The organism is Planktotalea sp., assembly GCF_965659345.1.
GTDB lineage: Bacteria > Pseudomonadota > Alphaproteobacteria > Rhodobacterales > Rhodobacteraceae > Planktotalea.
In genome coordinates, this window is the sequence record NZ_CBFHVK010000012.1 from 107,165 (window position 1) to 127,101 (window position 19,937).

Below are 19,937 nucleotides of genomic sequence, written 5' to 3' on the forward strand. Positions count from 1 at the left end.
GCTTAAGCACCTTTCAGCGGTTGGGATCGCTCGACCAAACGTGCGAAGAAACTTGCGCCGACTGGGGCGACGTCATCGTTGAAGTTGTATTCAGGATGATGAAGCCCTGCACTTTCGCCTTGGCCAAGGAATAAATACGCACCGGGACGTTTCTCTAACATATAGGCGAAATCTTCGGCACCCATCTCGCGACCTGCGTCAGCGACAACTTTATCAGAACCAGAAATTTCTATCGCAACATCAGCAGCATGCGCGGCTTCTTTCTCGCAATTTATCGTCGCAGGATAGCCGCGTTCGTACCTAAGCTCACCTGACACCCCATAAGAAGCGGCTTGCCCTGCAACAATCTCGCCCAAGCGTCGTTCAACCATATCCTGAACTTTACGGTCAAAGGTGCGCACAGTGCCGTTGATATACGCGTAGTCAGGAATAACGTTATCTACCGTGCCTGTATGAATTTGCGTCACGGATACGACCAAGTCATCCAATGCATAATGATTGCGCGACACAATCGTCTGAATCGCTTGCGCCATGCCACAGGCTGCAATCACCGGATCACAAGTTTCATGCGGCATTGCGCCGTGCCCACCAACGCCTTTGATATCAATGTGGAACGTATCAACCGCGGCCATGATCGGCCCGGGCGTCGTGTAAAACCCGCCTGCGACAAAACCAGGCGCATTGTGAATGCCATAAACTTGCGCGATATCGAAGGTGTCCATGATGCCCTCGTTCACCATGACCTCCGCACCGCCGCCATTTTCTTCTGCGGGCTGAAAAATCAATGCAACGCGACCAGAGAAATTACGTGTCTCTGCAAGGTAGCGCGCCGCACCAAGCAACATCGTCGTGTGACCGTCGTGACCACATGCATGCATCTTCCCCTCGTGCGTTGATGTATACTCTAGCCCGGTGGCTTCGATGATCGGCAGACCATCAAAGTCCGCACGCAATCCTATCGTAGGGCCATCGCCCTGCCCGTTGATGATTGCAACAATGCCAGTCTGCGCGATTCCTTCATGCATTTCATCAACACCAATTTCGCGCAAACGCTCTGCGATAAAGGCTGCTGTCTTTGGGCAATCAAAGGATAATTCAGGAATCGTATGCAGGTGGCGCCGCCATGCAGTCATGTCTTCGGCAAACTCCGCGATGCGGTTCACAATTGGCATAGGATGGACTCCGTAAAGGGTATCGTTAGAAACGTATTTGATACAAATGAAAGCCCCAGCGCAATGCCCGATGAAACCTTGATCCACACACCAAACGGCGGAATGCCTCGTCTGCTCGAAATTATGCGTGCGTTGCGCGATCCAAAGACCGGTTGCCCATGGGACATCGAACAGGATTTTGCGTCAATTGCGCCCTATACGATTGAAGAAGCTTATGAAGTTGCGGATGCAATCGAGCGCGAAGAGTGGGATGAATTGCGTGGCGAACTAGGGGATTTGCTGTTTCAGTCGGTGTTTCATGCTCAAATGGCATCTGAGCGTGGCTTGTTCGATTTTGATGACGTGGCCGATACAATGTCGGACAAAATGGTCGCGCGTCATCCCCATGTCTTTGGCGATCAAAGCAATGCTAAGTCCGCGGATCAACAAACCAAGGATTGGGAAACGATCAAAGCAGCAGAACGCGCACAAAAGGCGCAAAAAGGCACGCTTGAGGGTGTTGCCGTGGGCCTGCCCGCGCTTTTGCGTGCGAAAAAGCTACAAAAACGTGCGGCACGCGTTGGGTTTGATTGGCCCTTAACGGATGAAGTCTTGGACAAGATCGTTGAGGAAGCCGGTGAATTGGTCGAAGCACGTGACACCTTGAGCCAAGCAGAAGTTGAAGAAGAGTTCGGTGATCTTTTGTTCGTGATGGTGAATTTGGGACGGCATCTGGGAATCGAATCTGAAACAGCTTTGCGCGCAGCAAACGCAAAATTCACACGGCGCTTTGAGAGCATTGAGCGCGCGTTGGCAGAGCAAGGAAAGACACCTGAGCAGTCGACCCTAGAAGAAATGGATGCCCTATGGGACGCCGCCAAGATTGCGGAAAAAACATCGACCAAATAAACCTGATAATTTTATTCAGGTATTGACCTGACTATTTTAGTCAGATTAGTAATGCATGAGAAGAACATGCACAAAGGACCGCATCATGCGCCGCACACTTACGACTTTTCTTGCTGCAAGCACCCTTGCAACAGCCGCATACGCTGACGAAGTGAATATTTATTCTTACCGTCAACCGGAGCTTATCAAACCACTCACTGATGCGTTCACCGCCGAAACAGGCATCAAAGTGAATGTTGCATTTCTTGCCAAAGGCATGGTCGAGCGTTTGGCGGCGGAGGGTGATCGCTCGCCTGCGGATCTGGTTCTGACAGTTGATATTTCGCGTCTTGCGTCCATCGTCGATGGCGGCTTTACCGCGCCTTTGACGTCCGAGAAAATGAACAGCAACGTTCCCGAAAACCTGCGTGATCCAGAGGGCCACTGGTTCGGCGTGACAACGCGGGCGCGGATCATCTATGCGTCCAAAGAGCGTGTCGCTGATGGTGAAGTCACCACCTACGAAGATCTTGCAGATCCTAAATGGGAAGGTCGCATTTGCACGCGTTCGGGCACGCACGCGTACAACGTTGCGCTGACGTCAGCAGTCATCGAGCATCAAGGCATTGACGGCGCAAAAACTTGGTTACAAGGCGTGAAAGATAATCTCGCGCGCAAACCTCAAGGTAATGACCGCGCACAAGTCAAAGCGATCTGGTCAGGTCAGTGTGATATTGCAGTCGGAAACACTTATTACATGGGCCAAATGCTCGGAGATGATGAACAAAAAGAATGGGCCGATAGCGTGCGTATCGTGTTTCCCACGTTCGAAAATGGTGGCACGCATGTGAATGTATCCGGCGTGGCTTTGATCAAATCAGCGCCCAATCGTAACAATGCAATCAAAATGATGGAATTCCTTGCGTCCCCAATGGCACAGGAAATCTATGCCTCTGCGAATTTTGAATACCCGATTGCACCGGGCACCGAAGCGGATCCGCTAGTGAAAAGCTGGGGATCTTTCACACCTGATGAGGTGAATTTGATGACCCTTGCCGGAAACCGCCCTGCGGCTTTGAAGCTGATCGAAGAGGTGGATTTCGACGGCTAAACCACAGTCTTTTGACAAGCAAAGGCCCGCCACTGCGCGGGCTTTTGTGTGTCTGCCCCATGGACAAGCCCAGCCGGGTGGCACAGATTACGCGCAGACAAACAGGAGCGCCGCTTTGCCCCCAAGAGACATCATCATCGACACAGACCCCGGACAGGACGATGCCGCTGCAATCTTGCTCGCGCTTGCTAGCCCTGACGAGATCAATATTTTGGGGATTACGGCCGTTGCGGGGAATGTTCCACTCCCCTTAACCCAGAAAAATACGCGCATTGTCTGTGAATTAGCTGGCAAGACAGATGTACGTGTCTTCGCAGGATGCGATGCACCCATTGCGCGCAAGTTGATCACCGCAGAGCATGTGCATGGCTCCACAGGCCTTGACGGGCCAAGCTTGCCGGACCCAACGATGGCTTTGCAAGACCAACACGGCGTCGACTTCATCATTGAAACCCTGCGAGAGCGACCTAGCGATAGCGTGACGCTTTGCCCGCTCGGTCCGCTCACCAATATCGCAAGTGCGCTGCAACGCGCGCCCGACATCGCAGAACGTATTCAAGAGATTGTGCTTATGGGCGGCGCATATTTCGAAGTTGGCAACATCACACCCGCCGCAGAGTTCAACATTTACGTTGACCCCGAAGCTGCTGAAATAGTGTTTAAATCTGGCGTGAAGATCACTGTCATGCCGCTGGATGTAACGCACAAAGTGCTTGTCACCCCAGACCGCGTACAAGCTTTGCGCGATTGCAAAACCAAAGTCTGCGACGTGATGGCCGACATGATCGACTTTTTTGAACGGTTTGATACGGACAAATACGGCTCTGACGGTGCACCCCTGCATGATCCTTGTGTGACGGCTTATTTGATCAAACCGGAGCTATTCTCAGGCCGCTATATCAATGTCGAGGTTGAAACGACGTCAGAGTTGACGCTTGGAATGACGGTTGCGGACTGGTGGGGCGTGTCTGGACGCGAACCCAACGCAATGTTCATGGGTGATGTAGATGCGCAAGGATTCTTTGATTTGCTGACAGTGCGCTTGGCACGTTTATGAGCGCGGCTCTTCACCTAGCAAAACCTGATGATCTTGAACGGCTGATGGGATTGGTCGGCGCGTTTCATGCGGAAACCGACTTGAGTAGCACATCAGAGCAGCGCGAAGCAGCGCTGGCCCCCTTGTTAGAAGGCTCGCCACATGGTGCGATTTATCTCATTGGCCCTGCCCGCGCGCCAATCGGTTATATCGTAATCACTTTCGGCTGGTCTGTGGAATTTGGTGGATTGGATGGATTCATCGACGAAATTTATATCCGCTCCGGCGTGCGCGGCCGCGGCGTTGGTTCTGAGGTCATCACCGCCCTTGTCGCTATGCTGAAATCCGTTGGTATGAAAGCGTTGCATCTGGAAGTCGAACCAAAGAATGAGCGCGCGTTACGGCTTTATAAACGTTGCCATTTCAAGCCCCGTACAGGGTATCAAATGATGTCCCGTATCCTTTGAAGGATCCCTCAAATGCAGACTAAAATTCCATTCGATAACAGCTTTGTTGGGCTTGGCACTGGATTTTTCACACATCAAATGCCCGAACCCGCACCGACGCCCGAATTGATAGCGTATAATGACGCGCTTGGGGCGGAGCTTGGGATCGAACAGGGCGACGACCTTGGTGCTATTTTTGGTGGCGCTCATATTCCCGACGGTGCGGAGCCGCTTGCACAGCTCTATGCTGGGCATCAGTTTGGCAATTACAACCCACAGCTTGGTGATGGGCGCGCCGTATTGCTTGGGGAAGTCATCGATGTCAAAGGCCAGCGCCGCGACATCCAGCTCAAAGGATCAGGGCGCACGCCTTATTCGCGCGGTGGTGACGGAAAGGCATGGCTTGGTCCAGTTCTGCGCGAATATGTGGTGTCTGAAGCGATGCACGCGCTTGGCATTCCCACCACCCGCGCCTTGGCCGCTGTACGAACAGGTGAGCAAATCTACCGCGAAGCTATGCTGCCCGGCGCAATTGTGACGCGTGTTGCGGCCTCTCACATACGCGTTGGCACCTTTCAAGTGTTCGCAGCACGCCAGCAAATCGACAAGCTACAAGAGCTCTGCGATTACACAATTGCGCGTCATTACCCAGACGTGAATGGACCCGAAGGGCTGCTGCAAGCCGTTATGGACGCACAAGCAAAGCTCATCCCTGCGTGGATGGGCGTTGGGTTTATCCATGGCGTGATGAACACAGACAATTGCCAGATCGCTGGTGAAACGATTGATTATGGGCCTTGCGCATTCATGGACGGGTTTACCTCGGATCGTGTGTTCAGCTCGATTGATCGGATGGGGCGTTATAACTACGCCAACCAACCTGACATTGCGATTTGGAACATGGCGCAACTGGCGACGTCTTTGGTGCCTTTGATGCCAGATGCGGAGGACGCAATCGAACGCTTCACCGCCAAGCTGCATGTGATGAAGGACCATCTGCGCGCCGAATGGCTTGCGGTTTTTGCCGAGAAAATTGGCATCGCAAAGGCACGTGTTGAGGACGGTGAATTGATCGCGGATCTGTTGGATATGATAGAAAAAGGCGGCTCTGATTTCACCAATACATTCAGCGCAATGACCCGTGGCAGCGCGATTGACGAAATGACGGACCGCGATGCCTATGAGGTCTGGCATGGCAAATGGCGTGAGCGGCTGAAAGAGGAAAGCAATCCTGAGGAGTTGATGGCGCAGCGCAATCCATTGATCATCCCGCGCAATCACCGCATTGAGCAAATGATCACCGCTGCCGTTGAGGGTGACTTTGCGCCGTTTCATCGGTTGAATAAAGCGTTGAGCACACCGTTCGAGCATGGCGATGACACGGATGATCTGATGCGGCCGCCGCATACCCATGAGATCGTGCCCGCAACATTCTGCGGAACTTAAACCGCCTTCTTGGGTCTGCGAGAGATCAAAACCAGACCGATGCACACAAGGATCAACGCGCCAATGGTTTGCGCGTGAATCTCTTCGCCCAAAATCCACCATCCGAAGAAAACGCTAAGCACCGGGGACAGAAACGAAAAGGATGCGATGTCCGAGGCCGGATAGATTTTCATCAATGCGAACCACAGCAGAAACCCGAAGATAACCATCACGATAGACTGAAACATCAGCGCTGCACCGTGAATCATTTGGAAATCACGTATCAGCGGCCCAAAGAGCGGGCTTAGGATCAAAAGAACCACGCCAGAAATGGCCAACTGACAGCCAAGCTGTAGTTCCGCAGGGGCGTCACTCACTGGTGTCAGGCGCACCGCAAGCGCGATCCCTGCCCAACCAAATGCCGCAATCAAGGCCAGAACATCCCCAAGTAAACTTGCGTCCCCGGTGGATCGATCCAGAAAGGCCCAAGCCACTCCGCAGATGGCAATCACAAAGCCCAGTAAGCGAATGCCGCTCAAACGTTCTCCGGGGAGCAGGAAGTGAGCGACGATGCCCAGCCAGATAGGCATGGTATAAAAAATAACGCTGGCGCGGCTGACGGTGGTGATATCGAGCGCGAGGAATAAGCAGAGAAATTCGAACGTAAACAGAAAGCCGATCAATACGCCGCCCCAAAGCTGGCCACGCGTCATGTGCATCGACACGCCGCGAATTTTGATCCAGATGAACAGCGCCACCAGACCAATTAACGACCGCAGGGCTGCGGAGAATACAGGTTGTATCCCATCGATCGTGATCTTGATCACAATCTGATTGAACGCAAATAGCGTGGCAAAGCCGAGCATCGCGCTCACGCCGATGAAATCTAATCTGTCTTTGCGATCCATCCCTTTGGCAGACCCCATGAAGCGCGTCGGGTCAAGGGTCGTTTTGGTGTTTGGTGCTTTTCATCTCAGGCGCAGCGCCCTAGTTTGCTCCAACTGTTTTTATATAAAGTGCGCGCTCTTATGAATTTTTTGCAAATAACGTCCCTCTTGATCGTACTTGCAGGGGCATTTGGGGCGCTGAATTACCTATTCCTGAAACTTCCCAGTGCGATTGGCATTCTTGTTGTCTCGCTCCTCGCATCACTGGTGATTTTACTGGTTGATCTCAGCGTGCCTGCGCTTGGCATTGCAGATGTTGTGCGCGACACTGTGACAGGCATCGATTTTTCCGAAGCCCTGCTTGAGGGCATGCTAGGGCTTTTGCTTTTTGCAGGTGCTTTGCATGTGAAGCTCAGTGACCTTAAGAAAGAATGGCGCCTCGTTTTCTTAATGGCAACGATTGGCATCGCGCTATCCACGGCAATGGTCGGTTTTGGGTTTTCTTGGCTTACGGGCATGCCGCTTATTGTTGCACTTGTGTTCGGCGCGTTGATTTCGCCGACAGACCCCGTCGCAGTCTTGGGCGTTTTGCGCGAAGCGGACCTGCCCAAGTCACTGGAAACAAAGATCGCGGGTGAATCGCTGTTTAACGACGGCGTAGGTTATGTGGTTTTCCTTGTTCTTGTTGGTATCGCCTTCCCGCATGGGGATGATCATCATGGCAGCGGTGTTGCGGATGCTGCAAAACTGTTTTTCCAAGAAGCGGTTGGCGGCGCAGTTCTTGGCATCGTGCTTGGCTGGCTGACGTTTCGCTTGATGCGCCGTATAGATGATTACTCACTAGAGGTCTTGCTGACGCTTGGCCTTGCTTTTGGGGGGTATGAACTTGCGGTCTATTTACATGTGTCAGCGCCGATCATGGCGGTTTGTGCAGGGCTGTTAATTGGTGACATCGGCACTAAAGAAGGCATGACTGCCAAAACGCGCGAATATGTAGATGCGTTTTGGAAGCTGATTGATGAAATTCTCAACGCGGTTTTGTTCTTGCTGATCGGCTTTGAGGTCTTCGCGATAGCGTTTGACGCGAGTTTCCTGATCACAGGCGTCATGGCAATCGCACTTGCACTTGTTGCGCGTCTTGCGGCTGTGGCGATCCCTGTGTTGCTGCTCAAACCGTTCCGCCAGTTTAGTGCAGGCGTTATACCGATTATGACTTGGGGCGGCCTCAAAGGCGGAATTTCCGTAGCCCTTGCGCTGTCGTTGCCTGAGGGGGAATGGAAGCCGCTAATTCTCACTGCAACATACATTGTGGTGATCTTCTCAATTATCGTACAAGGTCTGAGCGTTGCACGCCTTGCCAATCGCTTTGGCCGCGCACCGGATTTGGTCTAAACATCGTAACATCAAAGGCCTTGCGCCAATATTTTTTAGGAGAGAACACATGAGCCTTATGGGAACACTGGCGAAAGTCGCTATCGGATATGCAACAGCGCGCGGCGTGGATAAAATGGCAGGTAGCGGTGGCCTTGGCGCACTTTTGGGCGGTCAACAAGGCGAAGCTGGGGCCGCTGGTGCGAACCCGATGGCCGATATGATGCAAAACATGATGGGTGGCGGCGCTGAGGGGGGGGCCAACCCTATGGCCGACATGATGAGTAAAATGACGGGCGGCGGTGAAGCCGGATCAAACCCAATGGCTGATATGATGGCGCAAATGACCGGTGGTGGCGCTGCTGGTGGCGGCATGGACCTTCAAGGAATGCTTGGGGGTCTTATGGGCGGTGGCGCTGATGCAGGCGCTGACAAAGGCGGTTTGCTGTCCTCCCTTACAGGCGGCGGCGAAGGCGGCGGTGCTGGCGCAGGTGTCGGACTTGCTGGTATTTTCGCAGCCCTTGGCGGTGCCGCAGCGGTGGGTGGCAAAGGCGTGGGCGACATGCTGGACGGTTTTGGCAAAGCAGCCCCAGCAGCACCCGAAGCAGAGGAAAGCGCTGGCTTGATGCTGCGTGCGATGATTCAAGCGGCGAAGTCAGATGGCGACATCGATGTTGCAGAGCGCGCGAAAATCCTTGAAACCGTTGGTGATGATGCGGATGCAGAAGACATCGCGTTCATTCAGGCACAACTCGCCGCGCCTGTTGATGTGGAAGCGCTTGCCGCAGATACGCCTGACGCGCAGAAATTCCAGCTCTACGCAATGTCGATGATGTCAATCCGTGTCGACACACCTGCAGAGAAAGCCTACATGGCCGCGCTCGCAGATGCGCTTGGGATCGATCCACAGACAGCGCAAATGCTGAACATGCAAATGGGTGTTAGCGCTTAATCGACCGCGTCAAACTCGCTAAATTTCTAGGCGCTTTGCCCCGTAGGCAGAGCGCCTTTTTACGTTTTGCTAACTCGTTTGCGCGAAAACGACCTCTCAAGAAGCAAGGTCGTACCCAAATGGACATTAATTTTGTGCTTTATCGCAGCAAAGCCAAACGTCACCTGCGTGGACGGGTTGTCAGTGAAATCGTGCGCGTGAGTTTACTTAACAATCAACGCAATGGTCTGACGGGCTTTTTACACACCGACAAAGATCATTTCTTGCAGTACCTTGAGGGACCGAAGGAACCGTTGATGCGCCGATTGTCCATCATTCAACAGGATGAAAGGCACAACACCTTCAACATTCTCGCTGACGGGACTTTGGATGAACGTTTGTTTCCACATTGGGACATGGGCCAGATCGAACTTCTGCAAACACAATTCAATCTCAGCTCAATAGACATGGGCTGGATGCGGCCAGGTCAAGATGTGGATCCATTACCCCTGTTGACCGCCTTTGCGGCCCACGCGCTAGAGGGAGAAAAGGTCACGATCACAGCAGTGACGTGACCCTATCGCGTTTTTTAAGTGTTTTGGATTAGCTTGCAGGTTTCGCGCCGCCACCACCACCGCCGCTGCGACGCCGACGACCACCACCAGGCTTGCCGGAACCGCCACCGCCGGGTTTGCCACCGCCACCTGGTCGCCCTCCGCCGCCACCGGGTCTGCCCCCGCCTCCGCCACGTCGGCCACCACCGCCACCGCCTTTGCCGCGACCGCCCATGCCAGAGCGGCTTTTTGCAGATGGACCATCAAAATCAACCCAAGGCGTGCCAGAAGCAACGGGGATCGAGATTTTCATCGTCTTTTCGATGTCTTTCAGAAGATCCATCTCATCGGGTGCGCAGAATGCAATTGCGGCGCCGTCTTTACCCGCGCGCGCGGTACGACCGATGCGGTGCACATAGGCGTCGGGCACATTGGGCAGCTCGTAATTATAAACGTGGCGTACATCGGGGATATCGAGACCGCGCGCAGCAACATCTGTTGCAACCAGCACTTTCATCTCACCCTTCTTAAACGCAGCCAGTGCGCGCTCGCGCTGGCCTTGGCTTTTGTTGCCGTGGATCGACGTGGCCGCAAACCCGCGCGCGACCAACTGTTTCATCAGTTTTTCGCACCCGTGCTTCGTGCGGCCAAAAACCAAGGCACGTTCCTCTTTATGCGCACCGAGCAATTCGATCAGCAGCGACTGCTTTTCCGTTTTTGCGATAAAATGAACAACTTGTGTCACTTTATCCGCGGCCTTGCCCGGAGGTGACACTTGGATGCGTTTGGGGCTCTTGAGATAGGTGTTGGCAATCTCGTTCATAAGCTTCGGCATTGTCGCCGAAAACAGCATCGTCTGACGCTGCTCTGGCAAAACAGCCGCAATCTGACGCAACGCGTGAATAAAGCCCATGTCGAGCATCTGATCCGCCTCATCGAGCACCAAGAAATGCGATTCCTTGAGCGTCAGTGCACGGCGATCCATCAAATCGATCAAACGACCCGGTGTCGCGACAAGAATATCAATGCCTTTTTCCAACCGTTTGGATTGCACATTAATCGATTGCCCACCGACGACCAAAGCAACCTTGATCGGCGTGCCTTTGGTGTAGTCTTTCAAATTCTCAACGATTTGATTGGCAAGTTCACGTGTTGGCGCAAGGATAAGGGCGCGTACGGTTTTTGGCGATGGGCGACCGGGATTTTCGCTGAGCAATGTAATCAGCGGCAAACCAAAGGCCGCAGTTTTACCCGTTCCCGTCTGGGCCAGCCCTAACACGTCATGACCGTTCAAGGCTTCAGGGATTGCGCGGGCTTGGATTGGGGTTGGTGTGGTGAGGCCCAGTTCGCTCAAACGCTCTATAAGGCGTTTGGGCAGGCCCATGGTTTCAAATTCACTCAACAGATATGTCCTTTAGGGGTAGTATGTGCATCGCAGCCCGTGCTCGGGCGCGTTTTGCAAGGTTTGGGCTGCTCATGGCCTCTTTTGTGCGTCAAGTCAACCGCAGTGCAAAAATGTGCCATATCCTGCCCCTTTTCCCCAGTGCTCGTCTAGGCTATGGACGGGCGAGCACTGGACAACGCGGAGCCGCAATATGGCTGACACGACAATCATAGAGCGCTGCGAAGCCAAAGGCCTCCGGATGACCGGACCACGCCGCACTATTGCGAAAGTGCTGCAAGCCAGTGATGATCACCCTGATGTGGAAGAACTTTACGCACGCGCCTCAGCTGTTGATGCGCAGATTTCGATCGCAACAGTGTACCGCACTGTGAAACTTTTTGAAGAAGCGGGAATTCTGGACAAGCTGGAATTTGGCGATGGCCGTGCCCGCTATGAGGATGCAGAGCGCGATCACCATGATCATTTGATCGATATGAACTCGGGCGAAGTCATCGAATTCGTCGATCCAGAGATCGAAGAGCTGCAAGAGCGTATTGCCGCGCGCCTTGGGTATACGCTTAAAGGGCACAAACTTGAGCTCTATGGCGTTCCAATAAAGCCAAAAGCGCAATAATCGGTGGGAAACACCCGCGCGGCTCTTTTGATGGTTCTGTCCATGTTTGGCTTTGCCCTGGGCGACGCTTTCGTGAAGCTTTCTGCTGGTGCCATGTCCATCGCTCAGGTTTTGATCCTGATGTCTGTGCCAGGGATGATCATTTTCGCGACGCTTGCACAACGCAGCGGGCAAAACGTCTTTTCGCGCAGCTTCTTTGATAAGATCGTCATGCTGCGCAATTGCGTTGAAGCATTTACGGCAATGTGTTTGGTCAGCGCGCTTGCCCTCGCGCCTTTGTCGTTGGTCATTTCAATCATCCAAGCGGTTCCTTTGTTCGTTACACTTGGCGCGGCGCTTATTCTTAAGGAAAAAGTAGGGCCCCGCCGATGGATCGCCTTGATTGCGGGATTCTTTGGCGTGATCTTGATGCTGCGCCCTGATGCAAGTGGCATCTCTTTTGGCGCAGTTCTCGCCCTTTTGGGCGCGATCGGTCTCTCCACACGAGATTTACTGACCCGCATCATGCCCGCGCGCATCGGCACATTGCAAATGGCCACTTGGGGAACCGCGGCTCTGATCCCGGCGGGTATTTTGATGCTTCCCTTCACGGGTCCACACGCCATGCCAAGCCCGTCTGCTCTAGGGATCGTGCTGTGTGCCTCACTGGTCAACGCGGTTGGATATTATGCAATAACTGCTGCGATGCGCCTTGGCGATGTCTCCTTTGTCACGCCTTTTCGCTATACCCGCCTCGTCTTTGCACTGATCATCGCAGCGCTTCTTTTCGCTGAACAGCCTGATGCACTGACGTTGCTTGGCGCATTCATTGTGATCGGCTCTGGCCTGTTCGTCATGTGGCGCGAACGAAAACTTTCCGTTAGCGGTAACAATTAGTGCGCTAACAGGGTTCCCCCCACGGCAAGTGCAGTGTAATCAGGCGCTAAATCACAAACAAAGTCATAAGGACACATCCGCCATGAGCGCTATCATCGACATCCACGCCCGCGAAATCCTCGACAGCCGCGGCAATCCAACGGTCGAAGTAGATGTTATCCTTGAGGATGGCACAATGGGTCGTGCGGCCGTGCCGTCCGGCGCCTCAACGGGTGCTCACGAGGCGGTAGAAAAGCGTGATGGCGACAAGGCGCGTTACATGGGCAAAGGTGTGCTCGAAGCTGTCGCGGCCGTAAACGGTGAGATCGCTGAAGAGCTCATCGGCATGGACGCCACAGAGCAAGAAATGATCGACGCGATGATGATCGAGCTTGATGGCACGCCAAATAAAGCGCGCCTTGGCGCGAACGCAATCCTTGGCGTCTCCTTGGCCGTTGCCAAAGCTGCCGCTGATTTTTGCACCCAACCACTGTTCCGTTATGTGGGCGGCACCTCAGCGCGCACACTGCCCGTGCCAATGATGAACATCATCAATGGCGGCGAACATGCTGATAACCCTATTGATATTCAAGAATTCATGATCATGCCTGTTTCTGCGGCCAACATCCGTGAAGCGGTTCGGATGGGCTCTGAAATCTTCCACACTTTGAAAAAAGAGCTTACCGCAGCAGGTCTGTCTACGGGCATCGGTGATGAGGGCGGCTTTGCGCCTAACATTGGATCCACCCGTGAAGCACTTGATTTCATCATGAACGCGATCAAGAAAGCAGGGTACACTCCAGGCGAAGATATCTTCCTTGCGCTTGATTGCGCGGCGACCGAATACTTTAAAGACGGCAAGTATGTCTTTGCAGGTGAAGGAAAATCTCTGAGTAGTGAAGAGAATGCCAAGTACCTGGAAGCCTTGGTCAACGACTATCCGATCATTTCGATTGAGGATGGCATGGACGAGGATGACTGGGACGGTTGGGCAGCGCTCACAGAACTTTTAGGGGATCGCATTCAGTTGGTTGGGGATGATTTGTTCGTCACCAACCCAGAACGTCTTGCAATGGGGATCGAGCGCAAAAGCGCAAATTCAATGCTGGTAAAAGTAAACCAAATCGGCACTTTATCAGAAACCCTTAAAGCAGTTGATATGGCGCATCGTGCGCGTTTCACCAACGTGATGAGCCACCGCTCCGGTGAGACAGAAGACGCAACCATCGCAGACCTCGCCGTTGCCACCAATTGCGGTCAGATCAAAACAGGCTCGCTTGCGCGTTCTGACAGATTGGCAAAGTACAACCAGTTGATCCGCATCGAAGAAACACTAGGCGAAACTGCACGCTATGCGGGTCGTTCTATCCTTAAATGAGATTCTGGAAAAAGATATTTGGGATTTCTGACCCAGTCTCACAACCAAATGAGGCAACGAGCTTGTCAGAAAGTCCTAAACTGAGTGACCTGGAGATTGAAAGGATCGTTCAGCATATCGGCCTCAAAGTCGCGCATTGCACCGCCGTTCAAAACGTCAGTTCAATTGAAAATAATGGCCTAAGAAGTGCTTATGATTTGGCAAAGCACACTGGCGTTGATCCCAACAGCATCGCGCTGCGCGAAAGTCGTGTGGAATTGAACGGAGATGACGGCACGTTAAAACTGAACCATCAAAAGCCGATCCTGCACGGTCTTGCCGCGGCTAATCGCATTGTTGATGGGCATGATGCGCACAGTTGGGCCGTTCAATTGGATAAGCGGGTTTTCTTTTGGCCAGAAAAACGGCTGTCTGCATTTGCTAGCAGCATCGGGCGTGATGTTGACATGCATGTTCTGTGGCTCGACAGCACAGCACTCCTCTCACGGTTCCAACATCATCTATGGTTTTCGCCGATCAACAGTGGCAATTTCACACAAGGTGGTGCGCACGCTGGGCGGGGAGATTGGATATATACAAACGCAACATCTGGCCTTGATGCGTTCAAGGAGAACCGGCGCAGCAGAAACTTAGTCAAAACGCGCGACTCGATTGTAGAAATATCGCTGACCTGCGCGATCTCTGCCCCAACCCTAAGACAGATCAGAGTAGACTTATGACCCCCGATCAAATCATCGCCCACCTCGATCTCCAGCCGCATCCTGAGGGCGGCTGGTATCGCCAAACCCATATTGATGATGCGCAACCGCGCGCGCACGGCACGTGCATCTACTTTTTGCTCAAAGCGGGCAAAAGCAGCCACTGGCACAAAGTCGACGCAACAGAGATTTGGCACTACTACGCTGGTGCCCCCATGATCCTATCACTCAGTGAAACAGACGAAGGCCCCGCGCGTGACCATCTACTTACGCCTGATCTTACAAAAGGCGCGCCACAACTCATAGTGCCTGTGGATCACTGGCAAAAGGCCCGCAGCACAGGCGACTTCACTCTTGTGGGGTGCACGGTCTCGCCCGGCTTTCGCTTTGAAGGCTTTGAACTCGCCGCGCCAGATTTCGACATTCCAACCGCATAGGCTTCATTTTTCAAAGTAAACTCCGGGGGAGTCGATCTTTGATCGACGGGGGCTGGCCCCCGCCAACAGATACTTTAAGTCCGCGCGTGGATGTATTTAACCAAAGCTTGCGTTGAGCCATCTTTACCATCCGCAGGCATCGCCCCCTCAATGACAGGCTGCAAAGCCGTTGCAAGTTCTTTGCCCAGCTCCACCCCCCATTGATCATAAGAATTGATCCCAAGGATCACACCCTCAACAAATACACGGTGCTCGTATAAAGCGATAATCTGGCCCAGTATCTCAGGGGTCAGTTTGGGATATAGCAGTGTTGTCGAAGGACGGTTTCCCGGAAACACGCGGTGACGCGCTTGGCGTTCCAACTCACTACCTTCAAAGCCTTTGGCAGCCATCAAAGCGCGCGCGTCATCGAGCGAGCGCCCTGTCATCAAAGCTTCTGATTGCGCTAAGCAATTTGCAATCAACAACTGGTGCTGATGCACTAAATCTTCTTCATGCCCCTCGGCCGCAAGTAAAAATTCACAGGGCACAGTACGACTGCCTTGGTGGATCAGCTGGTAAAACGCATGCTGTCCATTTGTACCAGGTTCACCCCAAACGATTGGCCCCGTATGCACGTCCACGTCTGACCCATCCATTTGCACGGATTTGCCGTTACTTTCCATCTCGAGCTGCTGCAAATACGCAGGCAAACGCGACAGGCGCTGATCATATGGCAGCACAGCGCGCGTCGCGTGGCCGCAAACCTGGTTGTGCCAAATTCCCACCAAGGCGAGCATCACAGGTAGGTTTTCGTGCATCTCCGCTGCGCGGAAATGGCGATCCATAGCTTCTGCACCGCGCAAAAATGCACGAAACGCGTCACCGCCAACCGCGATCATCAAACCAAGCCCGATTGGCCCCCAAAGCGAATATCGGCCACCGACCCAATCCTCAAAGCCAAACACGCGGCTCGAAGGGATCCCCATTGCTGCTGTTTTTTCCTCAGACGTGCTGAGCGCCGCAAATTGTGTCGCGGGCTCTTTGACCGTTTCAGACATCCACGCCATCGCTGTGCGCGCGTTGGTCATCGTTTCGATTGTTGTGAAGGTTTTTGACGCAACAACTACAAGTGTTGTGCTTGCATCAAGTCCGCGCAGCGTATCTGCAATATGCGCGCCATCAACGTTAGACACGTAGTGCAAATTTGGCCCATCATGATATGGTGCAAGTGCAAGTGTTGCCATCGCAGGACCCAGATCAGAGCCACCGATACCGATATTTACAACATCAGTGATCTGGCCGCCCTGCCCTTTGAACGTTCCATTGCGCACATCATCGCTGAACGCTTGCATTCTATCGAGTGTTGCCAGAACCTCTGGCATCACGTTGACGCCATCTACAACAACCGGATCACCCGACAGATTGCGCAAAGCTGTGTGCAAGACTGCGCGCCCTTCCGTGTCATTGATCGCGTCGCCCGCAAACATCGCATCGCGCTTTTCTGCCAACTTGGCAGCATCTGCCAGATCGATCAAAGCATCGCGCGCATTGGCATCAAGGGCCGTTTTGGAATAATCAAACAACATATCTAACGCGTTCACGGAAAACGCTTCAGCACGTTTGCTATCTTTTTCAAACAAATCCAAAATGTTCAGATCAGTGTCAAGCGCTTTTACCTTAGTCCACATTTGAAATTTTCCTCAAGGAGCCCAGTGTACATCTGCGCTGGTCAAAACGGCACTGATCGGTGCCTCTGACGGGCTTAAACGTTGCGCTTTTTCGAAAGCTTCACGCTTTTCAGCGCCTGTGATCACGATATGTTTGCGCAATGCACCATCAAGCACTCGCGCGCTGAGTGTCACGCGTGTTTCCAACGCGCCCGGTGCACGCATTGGCACCAAAATCGGCGCATTCTGCGCTAAAGCTTCGTCCAACTTGTCTGCTCCAGGGAACAACGACGCCGTGTGCATGTCTGCGCCCATGCCAAGCAACAACACCGCAATCGGCAGTTCAGGCGCAATCATCGCTTCCAGTTCGGGCAAGACATCTTCGGGTTGATCCGCAGGCGTATAAAGTGGCAATAACCGCGCAGCAGCTGCGCGGTTCGTCAGAAGGCGTTCGCGAATGAGTTTTGTATTTGAGCGATCACTATCTGTGGGCACCCACCGTTCATCCGTCAACATCACATCAACGTTCTCCCAGGGCAGATCAGCTGCGCATAGATCGTCAAACAATGGTCCTGGTGTTGTGCCACCGGGCACGGCCAAACACACACGATCTTCATGAAGCAAAGCGGCATTCAAATCGCCTGCAATCTTGTTCGCCAGATCAATCATCAGCATGTCTACATCGGGATATTTGATAAAATTCATAGCTTGATCTCTCTCCAAATGCGGCCATCGCGCGCGATCATAGCCATTGCGTCGGTTGGCCCATCGCTACCGCTGTCATATGTTTTAGGCACTTCGCCACGCGCTTGCCAGCCCTCTATAATTGGATCAGTCCAAGCCCACGCTGCTTCAACTTCGTCACCGCGCATAAACAAAGTTTGGTTGCCGCGGATTACATCCATGATCAAGCGTTCATAAGCGTCGGGCACTTCGGCAACATCTGGCCCCAATGCCTCTGCAAAACTCATATCAAGGGGTACGTCGACAAGGCGCATACCGCCTTGGCCTGGCTCCTTAATTGTTACATCGAGCGTCATGCCTTCATTGGGTTGAAGGCGGATGCGTAACTCATTGTTATGTCGCCCTGCTTCAGCGCCAAAGATCGAATGTGGTGCATCTTTGAAAACAACCGTAATTTCAGACGTGCGGGCTTTCAGCCTTTTACCTGTTCGCAAGTAGAACGGCGTGCCAGCCCAACGCCAATTGCTGATCGCAAGTTTCATCGCAACAAAACTTTCTGTCTTGCTGGCTGGATCGCCCACATGCGTGCGAAAATCGTCATCGCCTTCGCTTGGCCCATATTGGCCCCGCACCATATGGTGTGGCTCAACCGGATCAAGTGCACGAATTACTTTAAGCTTTTCGTCGCGCACGGCATCAGGATCAAATTTTGCGGGTGGCTCCATCGCAATAAGACACAGCAATTGCATCAAGTGGTTTTGCACCATGTCGCGCATAGCACCCGATTTGTCATAATAGCCCCCGCGCCCACCGACACCGACTGTTTCTGCCACAGATATCTGAATGTGATCTATGTACTGACTGTTCCAAAGCGGCTCGAACAACATGTTGCCAAAGCGCACAGCCATAAGGTTTTGAACCGTTTCTTTGCCCAGATAGTGATCGATCCGGTAAATCTGCGTTTCATCGAAATGCTTCGCCAAAGAGGCATTCAACGCTTTGGCAGTGGCAAGATCGCGGCCAAAGGGTTTCTCCACAACGATACGGCTATCATCATCAGCCATATCAAATCGCTGAAGGCGCTCTGCCAAATCGCCAAACAGGCCCGGCCCAACGGAGAAGTAAAAGGCGTTGATCAGCTTTTTGCGTACTTTTCCAGCAAGCTCGCGCCATCCTGTATCACCGCGCGCATCGACGGTGACGTAATCGATTCGTTGCAAGAACTCATCTAGTGTGCCGTCTTCGCACGCTTTTCCGCCGCCAAACTCTCGGATTGCTTCAGCCACAACGACGCGAAATTCTTGCGCATCGTGATCACTGCGTGCTGCGCCAATGATTTGGCTTTCCGGAGGAATTTGACCTGCGCAAAAACGACGAAACAGACCCGGCAGAATCTTGCGACGCGCGAGATCACCTGTTGCGCCAAAGATGATAAGATCAAAAGGGTCGACGGGGATAACGCGAGAAACCATAACAGGCGCTCCATTTCTTTTTAATAGCTATGCGCACAGCTTGTTAGCGCTAACGTGCTTTTCCGCAGACATGTAACCTGCTGTCGCGGGCATGTCTATCACTGCTTTTTCACATCACAATGGTGTCAGCGTTTTTATCCGCACTTTTATGTTTGAACAGTGCAGGTTAAATGAACGCATCGCTATTCTGAGGACGCAATATGAAAGATCTGGAAACGCCCCAACTCGCGGCAGAGAAATTCAAAGACCCGTTCCTCACCGCCAAAGGCGAAGCGCGCGCAAGCGTCGCCTTGAGCGATCCACAAACACTTTGGTTCAACACCGGCACCTTGTGCAACATCGAGTGCGAGAATTGCTATATTCTGAGTTCACCAAAGAACGACGCCTTGGTCTATATCAGCGCTGAAGAGGTCCGTGACTATCTAGATCAATTAGAAACGCGCAAATGGAACGTCCGCGAAATAGCGTTTACCGGCGGTGAGCCGTTTATGAACCCTGAGATGATCGACATCACACGTGCTTCGTTAGAGCGCGGCTATGATGTTTTGATTCTGACCAACGCGATGCGCCCAATGATGCGCAAATCCATGCGCGCAGGATTGCTAGAGTTGAATGCGGCCTACCCGGGCAAATTGACGATGCGTATCTCCGTTGATCATTGGGATGCGGACAACCACGACAAAGAACGTGGTGCTGGCACGTTTGCCAAGACGATCGAAGGTATGACGTGGCTGCAAGAAAACGGGTTTAATATGGCAGTGGCGGGTCGAACCGTTTGGGGCGAGACCGACTTGGAATCGCGTAAAGGCTACAGCGCGCTGTTTGCCGAGCACGGGTTTGACATAAACGCAGACAACCCTGCCGAAACTGTCTTGTTCCCAGAAATGGATGAAACAGTGGATGTTCCCGAAATCACCACCGCCTGCTGGGGTATTTTGGACAAATC

General features: G+C 53.1%; 20 protein-coding genes. 14 read left to right on the forward strand and 6 right to left on the reverse strand.

Annotated features, from left to right (window positions below):
* Positions 1-2 precede the first annotated feature (2 nt).
* On the reverse strand, positions 3-1,172 hold the full coding sequence (locus ACTG3Z_RS11590) for a M20 aminoacylase family protein (RefSeq protein ID WP_439143224.1): 1,170 nt from the start codon (positions 1,170-1,172) through the stop codon (positions 3-5).
* 63 nt (positions 1,173-1,235) lie between these two features.
* On the opposite strand from ACTG3Z_RS11590, the gene mazG reads away from it, so the two are divergent.
* The 5 genes from mazG (at position 1,236) to ACTG3Z_RS11615 (ending at position 6,078) form a co-directional block, all read left to right on the forward strand.
* Positions 1,236-2,060, forward strand: a complete 825-nt coding sequence (gene mazG / locus ACTG3Z_RS11595; protein ID WP_439143225.1) for a nucleoside triphosphate pyrophosphohydrolase — start codon at positions 1,236-1,238, stop codon at positions 2,058-2,060.
* Between the two features lie 85 nt (positions 2,061-2,145).
* A complete protein-coding gene (locus tag ACTG3Z_RS11600) occupies positions 2,146-3,150 on the forward strand; it encodes a Fe(3+) ABC transporter substrate-binding protein (protein WP_439143226.1) in 1,005 nt (334 codons plus the stop codon).
* A gap of 115 nt (positions 3,151-3,265) precedes the next feature.
* Positions 3,266-4,207 carry a nucleoside hydrolase gene (locus ACTG3Z_RS11605; RefSeq protein WP_439143227.1) on the forward strand — a complete coding sequence of 314 codons (942 nt, stop codon included), beginning with the start codon at positions 3,266-3,268 and terminating at the stop codon, positions 4,205-4,207.
* Positions 4,204-4,653 carry a GNAT family N-acetyltransferase gene (locus tag ACTG3Z_RS11610; RefSeq protein WP_439143228.1) on the forward strand — a complete coding sequence of 150 codons (450 nt, stop codon included), beginning with the start codon at positions 4,204-4,206 and terminating at the stop codon, positions 4,651-4,653. The genes ACTG3Z_RS11605 and ACTG3Z_RS11610 overlap by 4 nt, the downstream gene beginning before the upstream one ends.
* A gap of 12 nt (positions 4,654-4,665) precedes the next feature.
* A complete protein-coding gene (locus ACTG3Z_RS11615) occupies positions 4,666-6,078 on the forward strand; it encodes a protein adenylyltransferase SelO (protein ID WP_439143229.1) in 1,413 nt (470 codons plus the stop codon).
* On the opposite strand, the gene ACTG3Z_RS11620 is transcribed toward ACTG3Z_RS11615, so the two are convergent.
* Positions 6,075-6,983 (reverse strand): DMT family transporter, encoded by a 909-nt coding sequence (locus ACTG3Z_RS11620; protein ID WP_439143230.1) that lies wholly within the window; start codon positions 6,981-6,983, stop codon positions 6,075-6,077. The two genes, ACTG3Z_RS11615 and ACTG3Z_RS11620, sit on opposite strands and share 4 nt — an antisense overlap.
* A gap of 102 nt (positions 6,984-7,085) precedes the next feature.
* Between ACTG3Z_RS11620 and ACTG3Z_RS11625 the strand changes: the two genes are divergently transcribed.
* From ACTG3Z_RS11625 to ACTG3Z_RS11635, 3 genes are all read left to right on the forward strand, one after another.
* A complete protein-coding gene (locus ACTG3Z_RS11625) occupies positions 7,086-8,336 on the forward strand; it encodes a cation:proton antiporter (RefSeq protein WP_439143231.1) in 1,251 nt (416 codons plus the stop codon).
* A gap of 49 nt (positions 8,337-8,385) precedes the next feature.
* Entirely contained in the window at positions 8,386-9,267 is an 882-nt protein-coding gene (locus tag ACTG3Z_RS11630) for a tellurite resistance TerB family protein (protein ID WP_439143232.1), read from the forward strand.
* A gap of 119 nt (positions 9,268-9,386) precedes the next feature.
* Positions 9,387-9,821 (forward strand): BLUF domain-containing protein, encoded by a 435-nt coding sequence (locus ACTG3Z_RS11635; protein ID WP_439143233.1) that lies wholly within the window; start codon positions 9,387-9,389, stop codon positions 9,819-9,821.
* A 28-nt stretch (positions 9,822-9,849) separates the two neighbouring features.
* On the opposite strand, the gene ACTG3Z_RS11640 is transcribed toward ACTG3Z_RS11635, so the two are convergent.
* On the reverse strand, positions 9,850-11,202 hold the full coding sequence (locus ACTG3Z_RS11640) for a DEAD/DEAH box helicase (protein WP_439143234.1): 1,353 nt from the start codon (positions 11,200-11,202) through the stop codon (positions 9,850-9,852).
* A gap of 193 nt (positions 11,203-11,395) precedes the next feature.
* On the opposite strand from ACTG3Z_RS11640, the gene ACTG3Z_RS11645 reads away from it, so the two are divergent.
* From ACTG3Z_RS11645 to ACTG3Z_RS11665, 5 genes are all read left to right on the forward strand, one after another.
* The gene (locus tag ACTG3Z_RS11645) at positions 11,396-11,818 is read left to right on the forward strand and encodes a Fur family transcriptional regulator (RefSeq protein ID WP_439143235.1); all 423 of its coding nucleotides are present in this window, start codon (positions 11,396-11,398) and stop codon (positions 11,816-11,818) included.
* A gap of 3 nt (positions 11,819-11,821) precedes the next feature.
* Complete coding sequence (locus ACTG3Z_RS11650; protein ID WP_439143236.1) at positions 11,822-12,694, forward strand: DMT family transporter; 873 nt, start codon at positions 11,822-11,824, stop codon at positions 12,692-12,694.
* A gap of 82 nt (positions 12,695-12,776) precedes the next feature.
* Entirely contained in the window at positions 12,777-14,051 is a 1,275-nt protein-coding gene (gene eno, locus ACTG3Z_RS11655) for a phosphopyruvate hydratase (RefSeq protein WP_439143238.1), read from the forward strand.
* Positions 14,052-14,113: 62 nt separating this feature from the next.
* Positions 14,114-14,770, forward strand: coding sequence for a DUF7002 family protein (locus ACTG3Z_RS11660; protein WP_439143239.1), 657 nt, complete (start codon positions 14,114-14,116; stop codon positions 14,768-14,770).
* Entirely contained in the window at positions 14,767-15,186 is a 420-nt protein-coding gene (locus tag ACTG3Z_RS11665) for a cupin domain-containing protein (protein WP_439143240.1), read from the forward strand. Before ACTG3Z_RS11660 ends, ACTG3Z_RS11665 begins: the two co-directional genes overlap by 4 nt.
* A 74-nt stretch (positions 15,187-15,260) precedes the next feature.
* Here ACTG3Z_RS11665 and pgi read toward each other — a convergent pair whose 3' ends face one another.
* The 3 genes from pgi to zwf are packed head-to-tail and all read right to left on the reverse strand — an operon-like array spanning position 15,261 to position 18,991.
* The gene (gene pgi, locus ACTG3Z_RS11670; protein WP_439143241.1) at positions 15,261-16,856 is read right to left on the reverse strand and encodes a glucose-6-phosphate isomerase; all 1,596 of its coding nucleotides are present in this window, start codon (positions 16,854-16,856) and stop codon (positions 15,261-15,263) included.
* A gap of 12 nt (positions 16,857-16,868) precedes the next feature.
* Complete coding sequence (gene pgl / locus ACTG3Z_RS11675; protein ID WP_439143242.1) at positions 16,869-17,540, reverse strand: 6-phosphogluconolactonase; 672 nt, start codon at positions 17,538-17,540, stop codon at positions 16,869-16,871.
* Positions 17,537-18,991, reverse strand: coding sequence for a glucose-6-phosphate dehydrogenase (gene zwf / locus ACTG3Z_RS11680; protein WP_439143243.1), 1,455 nt, complete (start codon positions 18,989-18,991; stop codon positions 17,537-17,539). Before zwf ends, pgl begins: the two co-directional genes overlap by 4 nt.
* A gap of 200 nt (positions 18,992-19,191) precedes the next feature.
* On the opposite strand from zwf, the gene ACTG3Z_RS11685 reads away from it, so the two are divergent.
* Positions 19,192-19,937 (forward strand): radical SAM protein (locus ACTG3Z_RS11685; protein WP_439143244.1); only part of this gene is annotated, 746 nt, incomplete at its 3' end.

Coding starts and splice junctions, on each gene's coding strand:
- ACTG3Z_RS11590 (WP_439143224.1), bottom strand. CDS start 1,172: ATGCCAATTGTGAACCGCATCGCGGAGTTTGCCGAAGACATGACTGCA.
- mazG (WP_439143225.1), top strand. CDS start 1,236: ATGCCCGATGAAACCTTGATCCACACACCAAACGGCGGAATGCCTCGT.
- ACTG3Z_RS11600 (WP_439143226.1), top strand. CDS start 2,146: ATGCGCCGCACACTTACGACTTTTCTTGCTGCAAGCACCCTTGCAACA.
- ACTG3Z_RS11610 (WP_439143228.1), top strand. CDS start 4,204: ATGAGCGCGGCTCTTCACCTAGCAAAACCTGATGATCTTGAACGGCTG.
- ACTG3Z_RS11615 (WP_439143229.1), top strand. CDS start 4,666: ATGCAGACTAAAATTCCATTCGATAACAGCTTTGTTGGGCTTGGCACT.
- ACTG3Z_RS11620 (WP_439143230.1), bottom strand. CDS start 6,983: ATGGGGTCTGCCAAAGGGATGGATCGCAAAGACAGATTAGATTTCATC.
- ACTG3Z_RS11625 (WP_439143231.1), top strand. CDS start 7,086: ATGAATTTTTTGCAAATAACGTCCCTCTTGATCGTACTTGCAGGGGCA.
- ACTG3Z_RS11630 (WP_439143232.1), top strand. CDS start 8,386: ATGAGCCTTATGGGAACACTGGCGAAAGTCGCTATCGGATATGCAACA.
- ACTG3Z_RS11635 (WP_439143233.1), top strand. CDS start 9,387: ATGGACATTAATTTTGTGCTTTATCGCAGCAAAGCCAAACGTCACCTG.
- ACTG3Z_RS11645 (WP_439143235.1), top strand. CDS start 11,396: ATGGCTGACACGACAATCATAGAGCGCTGCGAAGCCAAAGGCCTCCGG.
- eno (WP_439143238.1), top strand. CDS start 12,777: ATGAGCGCTATCATCGACATCCACGCCCGCGAAATCCTCGACAGCCGC.
- ACTG3Z_RS11665 (WP_439143240.1), top strand. CDS start 14,767: ATGACCCCCGATCAAATCATCGCCCACCTCGATCTCCAGCCGCATCCT.
- pgi (WP_439143241.1), bottom strand. CDS start 16,856: ATGTGGACTAAGGTAAAAGCGCTTGACACTGATCTGAACATTTTGGAT.
- pgl (WP_439143242.1), bottom strand. CDS start 17,540: ATGAATTTTATCAAATATCCCGATGTAGACATGCTGATGATTGATCTG.
- zwf (WP_439143243.1), bottom strand. CDS start 18,991: ATGGTTTCTCGCGTTATCCCCGTCGACCCTTTTGATCTTATCATCTTT.